This is a genomic window from Pseudomonas oryzihabitans (assembly GCF_007665395.1).
In the GTDB taxonomy this organism is placed as follows: Bacteria; Pseudomonadota; Gammaproteobacteria; order Pseudomonadales; family Pseudomonadaceae; genus Chryseomonas; species Chryseomonas psychrotolerans_C.
The window spans coordinates 665,749-678,160 of the sequence record NZ_VDND01000002.1 but is presented as its reverse complement, the minus strand read 5'-3'; the positions used below and the strand labels follow the sequence as shown (position 1 = coordinate 678,160).

Annotated in this window: 11 protein-coding genes; 8 read left to right on the top strand and 3 right to left on the bottom strand. The window is 66.2% G+C overall.

Features of this window, described 5'->3' with window-relative positions:
- Positions 1-5: 5 nt before the first annotated feature.
- The 4 genes from glpK (at position 6) to metR (ending at position 5,128) form a co-directional block, all read left to right on the top strand.
- Complete coding sequence (gene glpK, locus FSV73_RS07110; RefSeq protein ID WP_145005890.1) at positions 6-1,514, top strand: glycerol kinase GlpK; 1,509 nt, start codon at positions 6-8, stop codon at positions 1,512-1,514.
- Between the two features lie 117 nt (positions 1,515-1,631).
- On the top strand, positions 1,632-2,396 hold the full coding sequence (locus tag FSV73_RS07105; RefSeq protein WP_145005887.1) for a DeoR/GlpR family DNA-binding transcription regulator: 765 nt from the start codon (positions 1,632-1,634) through the stop codon (positions 2,394-2,396).
- A 157-nt stretch (positions 2,397-2,553) separates the two neighbouring features.
- A complete protein-coding gene (gene glpD / locus FSV73_RS07100; RefSeq protein WP_145005885.1) occupies positions 2,554-4,083 on the top strand; it encodes a glycerol-3-phosphate dehydrogenase in 1,530 nt (509 codons plus the stop codon).
- 127 nt (positions 4,084-4,210) lie between these two features.
- On the top strand, positions 4,211-5,128 hold the full coding sequence (metR, locus tag FSV73_RS07095; RefSeq protein ID WP_145005882.1) for a transcriptional regulator MetR: 918 nt from the start codon (positions 4,211-4,213) through the stop codon (positions 5,126-5,128).
- 12 nt (positions 5,129-5,140) lie between these two features.
- On the opposite strand, the gene FSV73_RS07090 is transcribed toward metR, so the two are convergent.
- Positions 5,141-5,401, bottom strand: a complete 261-nt coding sequence (locus FSV73_RS07090; protein WP_145005879.1) for a type B 50S ribosomal protein L31 — start codon at positions 5,399-5,401, stop codon at positions 5,141-5,143.
- A 400-nt stretch (positions 5,402-5,801) separates the two neighbouring features.
- On the opposite strand from FSV73_RS07090, the gene FSV73_RS07085 reads away from it, so the two are divergent.
- Genes FSV73_RS07085 through FSV73_RS07070 form a run of 4 tightly spaced genes read left to right on the top strand, consistent with a single transcriptional unit; the run spans position 5,802 to position 10,793 of the window.
- The gene (locus FSV73_RS07085) at positions 5,802-7,574 is read left to right on the top strand and encodes an N-acetylglutaminylglutamine amidotransferase (protein WP_145005876.1); all 1,773 of its coding nucleotides are present in this window, start codon (positions 5,802-5,804) and stop codon (positions 7,572-7,574) included.
- Between the two features lie 13 nt (positions 7,575-7,587).
- A complete protein-coding gene (gene ngg, locus FSV73_RS07080) occupies positions 7,588-9,327 on the top strand; it encodes an N-acetylglutaminylglutamine synthetase (RefSeq protein ID WP_145005873.1) in 1,740 nt (579 codons plus the stop codon).
- Complete coding sequence (locus FSV73_RS07075; protein WP_145005870.1) at positions 9,324-10,511, top strand: osmoprotectant NAGGN system M42 family peptidase; 1,188 nt, start codon at positions 9,324-9,326, stop codon at positions 10,509-10,511. Before ngg ends, FSV73_RS07075 begins: the two co-directional genes overlap by 4 nt.
- A gap of 54 nt (positions 10,512-10,565) precedes the next feature.
- A complete protein-coding gene (locus tag FSV73_RS07070) occupies positions 10,566-10,793 on the top strand; it encodes a YheU family protein (protein WP_145005867.1) in 228 nt (75 codons plus the stop codon).
- Positions 10,794-10,806: 13 nt separating this feature from the next.
- Here the strand turns inward: FSV73_RS07070 and FSV73_RS07065 are convergent, their stop codons facing one another.
- Together FSV73_RS07065 and FSV73_RS07060 are read right to left on the bottom strand one after the other, a co-directional pair.
- The gene (locus tag FSV73_RS07065; RefSeq protein ID WP_145005864.1) at positions 10,807-11,136 is read right to left on the bottom strand and encodes a YnfA family protein; all 330 of its coding nucleotides are present in this window, start codon (positions 11,134-11,136) and stop codon (positions 10,807-10,809) included.
- A complete protein-coding gene (locus FSV73_RS07060; protein ID WP_145005861.1) occupies positions 11,130-12,272 on the bottom strand; it encodes a GNAT family N-acetyltransferase in 1,143 nt (380 codons plus the stop codon). The genes FSV73_RS07065 and FSV73_RS07060 overlap by 7 nt, the downstream gene beginning before the upstream one ends.
- Positions 12,273-12,412 lie beyond the last annotated feature (140 nt).

The following is a 12,412-nucleotide window of genomic DNA, read 5'->3' as shown; positions in this document are numbered from 1 at the left end:
CGACCATGACCGACCAGAACAAGCAGTACATCGTCGCGCTCGACCAGGGCACCACCAGCTCCCGGGCCATCGTCCTCGACCGCAACGCCAACGTGGTGACCATCGCCCAGCGCGAATTCGCCCAGATCTATCCCCAGGCCGGCTGGGTGGAACACGATCCGATGGAAATCTGGGCCACCCAGAGCGCTGTCTTCGTCGAGGCCCTGGCCCAGGCCAGCATCACCAACGAGCAGATCGCCGCCATCGGCATCACCAACCAGCGCGAAACCGCTATCGTCTGGGACAAGACCACCGGTCGCCCCATCTACAACGCCATCGTCTGGCAGAGCCGCCAGAGCACCGCGATCTGCGACCAGCTCAAGCGCGATGGCATGGAAGACCACATCCGCAAGACCACCGGCCTGGTGATCGACCCCTATTTCTCCGGCACCAAGATCAAGTGGATCCTCGACCACGTCGAGGGCAGCCGTGAACGCGCCCGGCGCGGCGAGCTGCTGTTCGGCACCGTGGACACCTGGCTGATCTGGAAGATGACCCAGGGCAAGGCCCATGTCACCGACTACACCAACGCCTCGCGCACCCTGCTGTTCGATATCCACAAGCGCGAGTGGGACGCTACCCTGCTCGAGGTGCTGGATATCCCCCGCGAGATGCTGCCGGAAGTGAAGTCCTCCTCCGAGGTCTACGGCCAGGCGCACCTCGGCAGCGGCCAGACCACCGGCATCCCCATCGCCGGTATCGCCGGCGACCAACAGGCCGCCCTGTTCGGCCAGATGTGCGTGGAGCCCGGCCAGGCCAAGAACACCTATGGCACCGGCTGCTTCCTGCTGATGAACACTGGCGAGAAGGCGGTCCAATCCCAGCACGGCCTGCTGACCACCATCGCCTGCGGTCCCCGCGGCGAGGTCAACTACGCCCTGGAAGGCGCCATCTTCAACGGCGGGTCCACCGTGCAGTGGCTGCGCGACGAACTCAAGGTGATCAACGATTCCCTGGACTCCGAGTACTTCGCCACCAAGGTGACCGACAGCAATGGCGTCTACCTGGTGCCGGCCTTCACCGGCCTGGGCGCGCCCTACTGGGATCCCTACGCTCGCGGCGCCCTGTTCGGCCTGACCCGCGGCGTCAAGGTGGACCACATCATCCGTGCCACCCTGGAGTCCATCGCCTTCCAGACCCGTGATGTGCTGGACGCCATGCAGCAGGACGCCGGCGAAGCCCTGAAGTCGCTGCGCGTGGACGGTGGCGCCACCGCCAACAACTTCCTCATGCAGTTCCAGTCGGACGTGCTCGGCACCCGCGTGGAGCGGCCGGAAATGAAGGAGACCACCGCCCTGGGCGCGGCCTACCTGGCCGGCCTGGCCACCGGCTTCTGGAGCAGCCTGGACGAGTTACGCAGCAAGAGCACCATAGAGCGGGTGTTCGAGCCGGCCTGTGACAACACCAAGCGCGACCACCTCTACAAGGGCTGGAAGAAGGCGGTGGAGCGCACCCGCGGCTGGGCGCTCGACTGACGGCGAAACGACCGGCGTCGCTCGACGCCGGTCTTGCTTTGCGCGACAAGCGCTTTCCACCATCCATCACCTGCGGCATCCTCTGTGAATGTAGTCGATCACCTCAAGGAAGCCGTAATGAGCCTGGCGCCTCGCCAACAGCAGATTCTCGAACTGGTCCGCGAGCGCGGCTACGTCAGTATCGAAGAGCTGGCCCAGCATTTCTCCGTGACCCCGCAGACGATCCGCCGCGACATCAACCAGCTCGCCGAAGCCGGCCTGCTGCGTCGTTACCACGGCGGCGCTGCCCACGACTCCAGCGTGGAAAACACCGAATACAGCATGAGGGCCGGGCAGATGCGCGAGGAAAAGCGCCTCATCGCCGAAGCCGTGGCCGCCGCCGTGCCCGACCATGCCTCGCTGTTCATCAACATCGGCACCACCACCGAAGCCATCGCCCATGCCCTGCTCGGGCATCGCAGCCTGAAGATCATCACCAACAACCTGCACGTGGCCAACATCCTCAGCGCCAAGGACGACTTCGACGTGCTCATCGCCAGCGGCAAGGTGCGCAGCGACGGCGGCGTGGTCGGCCAGGCGACGGCCGACTTCATCAAGCAATTCAAGGTCGACTATGCGGTGGTCGGCATCAGCGGCATCGACGAGGACGGCACCCTGCTGGACTTCGATTACCAGGAAGTCTGTGTCTCCCAGGCGATCATCCACAATGCCCGCCAGGTATTCCTCGCCGCCGACTCCAGCAAGTTCGGCCGCAACGCCATGATCCGCCTGGGCAGCCTCGAGCAGATCGACCAGCTGTTCACCGAGCGGGAGCCCTCGCCCGCCTTCGCCCGCTGCCTGCAGGAATGGCAGGTCAAGGTGGAAGTGGCGCGCTCGCGCTGATCGCCCAACGGCGACGACCATTCGTCGCCTCGCCTCTGTCTATATTCGTTTTTTTTCGTTTTAGCGGTCCTAAGCCCTAGACCTGGCTAGAACCTGTCATTTTGCTGGGCTATCATGTTCGAAACCGAATAATTATGTTCGTTTCACAGGAGGCATCATGGCCCAGGCACCTACTGCAACTCCCCGGACTTACGATCTCGCCGTCATAGGCGGTGGCATCAACGGCGTCGGCATCGCGGCCGACGCGGCGGGTCGTGGACTGTCGGTGTTTCTCTGTGAACGCGACGACCTGGCCAGCCACACTTCTTCCGCCAGCAGCAAGCTGATCCATGGTGGCCTGCGCTACCTGGAACACCACGAGTTCCGCCTGGTGCGCGAGGCCCTGGCGGAGCGCGAGGTGCTGCTGGCCAAGGCCCCCCATATCGTCAAGCCGATGCGCTTCGTATTGCCGCACCGTCCGCACCTGCGTCCGGCCTGGATGATCCGCGCCGGCCTCTTCCTCTATGACCACCTGGGCAAGCGCGAGAAGCTGCCGGGCTCCCGTGGTCTCAGGTTCGACGCCCACGGCCCGCTGAAGGCCGAGATCAAGCGCGGTTTCGAATATTCCGATTGCTGGGTGGACGATGCCCGCCTGGTGGTGCTGAACGCCATGCAGGCGCGGGACAAGGGCGCCGACATCCTGACCCGGACCCGTTGCGTCAGCGCACGCCGCGTCGATGGCCACTGGGAAGTCGAGGTCGAGGGTCCGCAGGGTCGTCGGCAGATCCGCGCCAAGGCGCTGGTGAATGCCGCGGGCCCCTGGGTCGCCAGCTTCATCCGCCAGGACCTGCAGCAGAAGTCGCCCTACGGCATTCGCCTGATCCAGGGCAGCCACGTCATCGTGCCCAAGCTGTACGAAGGCGAGCAGGCCTACATCATGCAGAACGAGGATCGCCGCATCGTCTTCGCCATCCCCTACCTCGGCCAGTACACCATGGTCGGCACCACGGATCGCGAGTACCAGGGTGATCCGGCGAAGGTAGCCATCACCGAGCAGGAAATGGACTACGTGCTGGGCGTGGCCAATGCCCACTTCCGCAAGCAGCTCAGCCGGGACGACGTGCTGCACAGCTTCTCCGGCGTGCGCCCGCTGTGCGACGACGAATCGGACAACCCCTCGGCCATTACTCGCGACTACACCCTGTCGCTGGCCGAGGAGCAGGGCGCGCCGCTGCTGTCGGTCTTCGGTGGCAAGCTGACCACCTATCGCAAGCTCGCCGAGTCGGCGATGGCGCAACTGCAGCCCTTCTTCCCCCAGCTCGGCGGCAGCTGGACCGCCACCGCGCCGCTCCCCGGTGGGGAACAGATGACCACGCCGCAAGCGCTCACCCGCGAGTTGCTGGACAAGGTCAGCGGCCTGACCCCGGCCCTGGCGCAGCGCTGGGCCACCACCTATGGCAGCCGGGTGTGGACGCTGCTGGGCGACTCCCGTTCGGTGGACGAGTTGGGACCGGTAGTTGGTGCCGACCTGCACCTGCGCGAGGTGGAGTACCTGCAACGCCATGAATGGGTGACCAGCGCCGACGACGTGCTCTGGCGCCGGACCAAGCTGGGCCTGGTGTTCAGCGAGGCCGAAAGGGCCGCCCTGGAACAGCTCCTGGCGCAGGCCGGGCGTGCGCCCTCGGCCAAGGACAGCGACGCCGCCTGAGGTACGCGCCGCCAGGGCTTGCCGCGAGCGGCCCTGGCGACGGCTTAGTGGGGTCGGCAGCCTGACATGGGCATAGGCAGCATCATGAAATACCTTCATGATGGGCCTTTGTCCTCAGTGCCCCGCCATGTTCGAACTCCGCCACCTGAAAACCCTGCACGCGCTACGCGAATCCTCCAGCCTGGTGGAAGCCGCGGAACGCCTGCACCTGACCCAGTCCGCCCTCTCCCATCAGTTCAAGGAACTGGAAGAGCGCCTGGGTACCCCGCTGTTCATCCGCAAGACCAAACCCATTCGCTTCACCAGCGCCGGCCTGCGCCTGTTGCAGACCGCGGATGCGGTATTGCCCCATCTCCGCAGTGCGGAACGGGACCTGGCGCGCTTGGTGGGCGGAACGGCGGGACGGCTGCACATGGCCATCGAATGCCACAGCTGTTTCCAGTGGCTGATGCCGACCATCGATCAATTTCGCGACTCCTGGCCGGAAGTGGAGCTGGACCTGGCCTCCGGCTTCTCCTTCGCCCCCCTGCCGGCGCTGGCGCGCGGCGATCTCGACCTGGTGGTGACGGCCGATCCGGTGGACCTCTCAGGGGTCACCTATGTGCCGCTGTTCACCTATGAAGCGCTGCTGGCCGTGGCCAACCAGCACCCCCTGGCACAGCGTCCCTTCATCGTGCCCGAGGACCTGGCCCAGGAGACTCAGATCACCTATCCGGTGGAACGCGATCGCCTGGATATCTTCACCCGTTTCCTCGACCCAGCCGATGTCGAGCCGCTGTCGATTCGCACGGCGGAGATGACGGTGATGATGTTGCAGCTGGTGGCATCGGGGCGTGGCGTCTGCTGCCTGCCCAACTGGGCGATCCACGAATACAGCTCGCGCGGCTATGTCACGGCGCGCCGACTGGGAGAGAAGGGACTCTATGCCACGCTGTACGCGGCGATTCGCGAAGACATGCTCGAGGCGCCCTTCATGCAGGACTTCCTGCTGACGGCGAAGGACACCTCGTTCGCGACGCTCGAAGGGGTCAGCAGCGCACGCTGACCCCCGCGGTCGCTACTTGCTGTTGCCACCCGGGAAACCGGCGAATCTCTTGTTGAAGCTCGAGACACGACCCTCGACCTTCATCTGACGCTGCTCACCGGTGTAGATGGGGTGGGAGGCACTGGATACGTCGAGACTGATATAGGGGTAGGTCTCGCCTTCGTATTCCTGGGTCCGATCGCTTTCGGCAGTGGAGCGAATCAAGAAGTAGGTGTCCGAGGTGGTGTCGTGGAACAGCACGGGACGGTAGTTGGGGTGGATACCAGGTTTCATGAGGTGTCTCCTGCTCTGGGACCGCCGTGCGGGACATCCGCGAACGGTCGACAAAGATACATTATAACATATACATTGCAATCCGTCAGCCATGCCTGTGACGGCCGAGGCAGACCGCGACATCGCCATGGAACCATCCGCCGCGCTCGGGGCTCGTAACCTGAGGCCCTGACCGGCAGGCGTCCCCGTCTTCTCCATGAGACTCGTCGCCGGTCGATGCGTGCGGCCGGGTCGGCGCCTTCTGGCAGATGAACTGTCCTCCGTGGCCCCCGCCTGCACGCACAGCGCCCTGCATTGGCTTTTCAGGGATCTCGAGAAGTCCACACGCATTGGATGCGCACGCTGGGTTCAGGAGTGAACTCCCCGCGCCGCATCCCAAGGATTCAAGAGGCACAGAACCATGTGCGGCATCGCCGGCGAGCTTCGTTTCGATCAACAACCCGCAGCCATCAGCGCGGTGGAGCGCATCACCCACCGCCTGGAACAGCGCGGACCCGACGCCTGGGGCTTCCATAGCCAGGGCCCGGTCGCCCTCGGCCATCGGCGGCTGAAGATCATGGATCTGGCGGAAGCCTCGGGCCAGCCGATGATCGAGCCGGAACTGGGGTTGTCCATGGTGTTCAATGGCGCCATCTACAACTACCCGGAACTGCGCAGCGAGCTGGAAGCCAAGGGCTATCGCTTCCATTCCGGCGGCGATACCGAGATTCTGCTCAAGGCCTACCATGCCTGGGGCAAGGCCATGCTGCCCAAGCTCAATGGCATGTTCGCCTTCGCCATCTGGGAGCGCGACAGCGGCCGGCTGTTCATCGCCCGTGACCGCCTCGGCATCAAGCCGCTGTACCTGTCGTTCACCGACAAGCGCCTCAGATTCGCCTCCAGCCTGCCCGCGCTGCTCGAGGCCGGGGACATCGACACCCGCATCGATCCGGTCGCCCTCAACCATTACCTGAATTTCCACGCCGTGGTCCCGGCGCCGCGGACCATCCTGCAGGGCGTGCAGAAACTGCCACCGGCGACCTGGATGACCGTGGACGCCTCCGGCAAGCAGCACCAGGAAACCTGGTGGAATCTGGACTACGGTCCCCACGAGGACGAACGCCGCTTCACCCTGGACGACTGGGCCGAGCGCGTGCTGCACGGGCTGAAGGACGCCGTGGCGATCCGCCAGCGTGCCGCGCGGGAAGTGGGGGTGCTGCTCTCCGGCGGCGTCGACTCCAGCCTGCTGGTCGGCCTGCTGCACGACTCGGGGGTCAAGGACCTGCTGACCTTCTCCATCGGCTTCGAGGATGCCGGCGGCGAACGGGGCGATGAATTCCAGTATTCCGACCTGATCGCCAATCACTACGGCACCCGTCATCAACAGCTGCGCATCGCCGAAGACGAGATCATCCAGCAGTTGCCGCGCGCCTTCGCCGCCATGAGCGAACCCATGGTGAGCCACGACTGCATCGCCTTCTACCTGCTGTCGCGCGAGGTCTCCAAGCACTGCAAGGTGGTGCAGAGCGGCCAGGGTGCCGACGAACTCTTCGCCGGCTACCACTGGTATCCCCAGGTGCACGGCGCCGCCGACCCCTTCGCCGCCTATCGTGCCGCCTTCTTCGACCGTGACTACGCCCAGTACGCCGCCACCGTGCAGGCTGGCGTGCGCCTGGAGGAAGATGCCGCCGAGGCATTCGTGCGCCAGCACTTCGCCAAGCCTGGCGCCAGCGCCGGGGTCGACAAGGCCCTGCGCCTGGACAGCACCGTGATGCTGGTGGACGACCCGGTCAAGCGGGTCGATAACATGACCATGGCCTGGGGCCTGGAAGCCCGGGTGCCCTTCCTCGACTATCGCCTGGCCGAACTCTCGGCGCGCATCCCGGCCGAATTCAAGCTGGGTGATGGCGGCAAGCAGGTATTGAAAGCGGCAGCGCGCAAGGTCATCCCCCACGAGGTGATCGACCGGCCCAAGGGCTATTTCCCGGTACCGGGCCTCAAGCACCTGGAAGGCAATACCCTGACCTGGGTACGCGAACTGCTGCTGGACCCCAGCCAGGATCGCGGCCTGTTCGAGACCGCCGAGATCGACCGCCTGCTGACCAATCCGGCCGACCGCATCACGCCGCTGCGCGGCTCCAAGCTCTGGCAACTGGCGGCGCTCAACCTTTGGCTGAGCGAGCACGGACTGTGAGGGCGCGAGACGCATGAAAGCGACCAGCTACAACCAGCGCCTCCAGCGCGCCCAGACGCCGTCCTACGAACGCCTGCAGGCGCGCCTCGCGGAAGGTGATCACCCCGACTGCCAGCCGCTCTGCCTGCACTGCGGCTGGGGTCGGCTGCTCGTTGGCCACACCTACCCCGATCCCGCCAGCCTGGCCAAGGAGCTGCTGGCCGAGACGCCCGGCGAGCGCGACATCGCCCTCTATGTGGCCGCGCCCCACCAGGTGCTGGCCCAGGCTCCCCAACAGCTATTCCTCGACCCTTCGGACACCTTGCGCCTCTGGTTCAGCGACTATCGCCCCGCGCGCCGGATCTATCGCGGCTTCCGCATCCGTCGCGCCTGTTCCGCCCAGGACTGGAGCGAGATCAACCGCCTCTACCAGCAACGCCACATGCTCCCGGTGGACACCGAGCGCCTGACCCCGCGCCACAAGGGCGGCCCGGTCTACTGGCTGGCCGAGGACGACGACAGCGGCGCCGTCATCGGCTCGGTGATGGGCCTCAACCACGTCAAGGCCTTCCAGGATCCCGACGGCGGCTCCTCGCTGTGGTGCCTGGCGGTCTCCCCCGAATGCAGCCGCCCGGGCGTCGGCGAGGCGCTGGTGCGTCATCTGGTCGAACACTATGCCAGTCGCGGCCTCGCCTACCTGGACCTGTCGGTACTGCACGACAACCAGCAGGCCAAGCGGCTCTACGACAAGCTGGGCTTCCGGCCGCTGCAGACCTTCGCCATCAAGTGCAAGAACGGCATCAACCAGACCCTGTTCCTCGGCCCCGGCCCCGCCGCCGACCTCAATCCCTATGCGCGGATCATCGTCGACGAAGCCCTGAGGCGTGGCATCGAGGTGCAGGTGGACGATGCCGAGGCCGGCCTCTTCACCCTGATCCAGGGCAACCGCCGCATCCGCTGCCGCGAATCCCTGAGTGACCTCACCTCCGCGGTGACCATGACCCTCTGCGCCGACAAGGTATTGACCAGCCGCACCCTGGCCCGGGCCGGGCTGCGGGTACCGGAGCAGCGCCTGACGGGCAGCGACGAAGACAACGCCGCCTTCCTGGAAAAACACGGCGCCCTGGTGGTCAAGCCGGTGAATGGCGAGCAGGGCAAGGGCGTGGCCGTGGATATCCGCGATGCCGAGCACCTCGCCGCGGCCATCGCGGCCGCCCGCCGTCATGACGACCGCGTGCTGCTGGAAAGCTTCCACCAGGGTCTCGACCTGCGCGTCGTGGTCATCGGCCACGAGGTGGTGGCCGCCGCCATCCGCCGCCCGGCGGAGATCGTCGGCAACGGCCAGCACAGCGTCCGCGACCTGATCGAAGCCCAGAGTCGCCGGCGACAGGCCGCCACCGGTGGCGAGTCGCGCATCCCGGTGGATGAGGAAACCGAACGCGCCATCCGCAGCGCCGGCTACGACTGGGACAGCGTACTGCCCACCGGTACCCGGCTGGCGGTGCGCAAGACCGCCAACCTGCACACCGGCGGCATCCTCGAGGACGTCACCGACAGCCTGCATCCGACGCTCGCCGAGGCGTCCATCCAGGCCGCCCGGGCGCTGGACATCCCGGTGACCGGCATGGACCTGCTGGTCAGCGCCGCCGATGCTCCCGACTACGTGATCATCGAAGCCAATGAGCGGCCAGGGCTGGCCAATCACGAGCCGCACCCCACCGCCGAGCGCTTCATCGACCTGCTGTTCCCGCTCTCCCGGGAGGTTCCGCTATGACTCGACTACCCGAACCGGATCTGGATTACCTGCGCAAGGTGCTGCTGGATCTGCTGGCGATCCCCAGCCCCACAGGTTTCACCGACACCATCGTCATGTACGTGGCCGAACGGCTCAACGAACTCGACATCCCCTTCGAGCTGACCCGCCGTGGCACCATCCGCGCCACGATCAAGGGGCACAAGGAGAGCCCGGATCGCGCGGTGTCCGCGCACCTGGACACCATCGGCGCCATCGTCCGCGAGATCAAGGACAATGGCCGCCTGGGGCTGGCGGCGGTCGGCCACTGGTCGAGCCGCTTCGCCGAGGGCAGCCGGGTCAGCCTGTTCACCGATGATGGTACCCTCAGGGGCAGCGTGCTGCCGCTGCTGGCCTCCGGCCATGCCTTCAACACCGAGATCGACAAGATGCCGGTGAGCTGGGATCACATCGAACTGCGGCTGGACGCGGTGACCAAGAGCCGTCATGAGACCGAACAGCTGGGCGTGCAGATCGGCGACTTCATCGCCTTCGATCCGCTGCCGGAATTCACCGAGAGCGGCTATATCAGCTCCCGTCATCTCGACGACAAGGCCGGCGTCGCCGCCCTGCTGACCGCGCTGAAGATGCTCAAGGAGAGCGGCCAGACCCCGCCGATCGATTGCCATCCGCTGTTCACCATCACCGAAGAGGTCGGGTCGGGCGCGGCCGGTGCCCTGCCCTGGGACGTCAGCGAATTCGTCGGCATCGACATCGCCCCGGTCGCGCCGGGCCAGCGATCCGACGAACACCGGGTCAGCGTGGCCATGCAGGACTCGGCGGGTCCCTACGACTACCACCTGTCGCGGCATCTGCTGCGGCTGGCGCAGCTCAACGACATCCCGGTGCGGCGTGACCTGTTCCGCTACTACTACAGCGACGCCCATTCGGCGATCAGCTCGGGGCAGGACGTGCGGGTCGCCCTGCTGGCCTTCGGCTGCGATGCCACCCATGGCTACGAGCGCACCCATATCGTCAGCCTGGCCGCGCTCAGCCAGTTGCTCACCGGCTACATCCTCAGTCCGCCGGTGTTCGACAGCGATGCCCAGCCCGCCGACAGCTCGCTGGAGCGCTTCGGCCACCAGCTGCTGCCCGAGGACACCCATCTGGACAACCAGACGCAGCTGCCGCCGCTGGAGGAAGTCGTCGGCGACGGCAACAAATAAGGGCCGCGTCCCGCGCCTGGGGTATCCTGGGCGCTTTTTCCCGAGCACCCCGCCATGATCATCCCCCACGACCAACTTGCCGCCGCGACCCTGGACAACCTGCTGGAAGACTTCGTCACCCGCGACGGTACCGACAATGGCGACGAGACGCCGCTGGCGACCCGTACCCAGCGGGCGCGGCGGGCGCTAGAAACCGGTGAGGCGGTGATTCTCTTCGATCCGGACAGCGCGCTGTGCCAGCTGGTCTTGCGCCGCGACGTCCCGCCCGAGCTACTGGACTGAGACGCCAGCCGGGCTAGGCGCTGCCCCGGGGCACGAGCAGGATCACCAGCGCCCCCGCCACGCAGAGCAGGCCGCCGGCGAGGTCCGTCCAGGCCGGCCGGGTCCGCTCCACCAGGGCCAGCCAGCCCAGGGACGCCACCACGTAGATGCCGCCATAGGCCGCATAGGCGCGCCCGGCGTAGGCCGCCTCGATGCGGGTCAACAGCAGGGCGAAGAGCACCAGGCTGGCCAGCCCGGGCGCCAGCCACCAGGGACTGCGATCCAACCGCAGCCACAGCCAGAAGGCGTAGCAGCCGGCGATCTCGAACAGCGCGGCCAACAGGAACCAGAGGTAGTTCAGCATGGCGCCGCGCCGTCCTTCTGGCGATAGGGCAAGGCCTCGGCCGCCTGGCGTGCATAGGCCTGGACCCCGGCCCGCTCCTGGTCAAGAAACTCCGCGACTGCCGCTCGCAACCCTGGATGCACCAGGTAATGCCAGGAGTGCGTCAGGGTAGGCTCGAAGCCGCGGATCAGCTTGTGCTCGCCCTGGGCCCCGGCATCGAAGCGCCCTAGCCCTTCGCCGATGGCATGCTCGATGCCCTGGTAGAAGCAGGTCTCGAAATGCAGCTGGTCGAATTCCTGCAAGCAACCCCAATAACGGCCATAGAGGGTATCGCCATCCCTCAGGTAGAAGGCCATGGCCACCGGTCGACTTCCCTGGCGCACCAGCACCACCCGGATCGCCTCGGGCAGGCGCTCGGCCAGCAGGCTGAAGAAGGCGCGGGTGAGATAGGGATCCTGGCCGCGGACCTCGTAGGTGTTGGCGTAGCAGGCATAAACGAAGTCCCACTCCGCCTCGCTCAGCTCGCCACCCTTGCGCCACTCGAAGGTCACGCCGAGTCCGGCGACCTGGTCGCGCTCCTTGCGCAGCTGCTTGCGTTTGCGCGAGGTCAGGGCGGCGAGGAAGTCCCCGTAGTCCCGGTAGCCGCGGTTGTGCCAGTGGAACTGGCAGCCGATCCTGGCCAGCCAGCCGTCGCGGTCCTGCAGCAGGGCGTCGGCCTGGGGATCGGTGAAGTTGACGTGCAGGCTGGAAAGCTCCAGGCCGGCCAGGCTGCCGGTGGTGGCGTCGAGCAGGGTCGCGCAGGCGCCTGGATCGCCCAGCAGGCGCGCGCCCTGCACCGGCGAGAAGGGCACGGCGGCCAGCAGCTTCGGGTAGTAGTCGATGCCGGCGCGGCGACAGGCATCGGCCCAGGCCCAGTCGAAGACGTATTCGCCATAGGAGTGCAGCTTGAGGTAGGCCGGCATGGCCGCCAGCAGCTGGCCCTGGGCATCCTTGAGGACCTGGTGTGCCGGCTGCCAGCCGGTACCCTGGCCGAGGCTGCCACTGTCTTCCAGGGTGGCGAGGAATTCATGGCGCAGGAAGGGCTGGTCATCCGCCAGCAGGGCGTTCCATTGCGCCGCAGGTACCTGGGCCAGGCTGTAGAGATATTCGACGATCATCCCACTCCCCTTTGCTTGGCTTTTTTGCTTGGCGTTGTCTGAAAAGAGCCTGGGCTCGCGGTACAGGTCTACCACAGATGGACGCCGCAGCGGCATCTGAGCACAGACCCTGGCGAATGGCTTTGGTGCAGGCGAAAAAA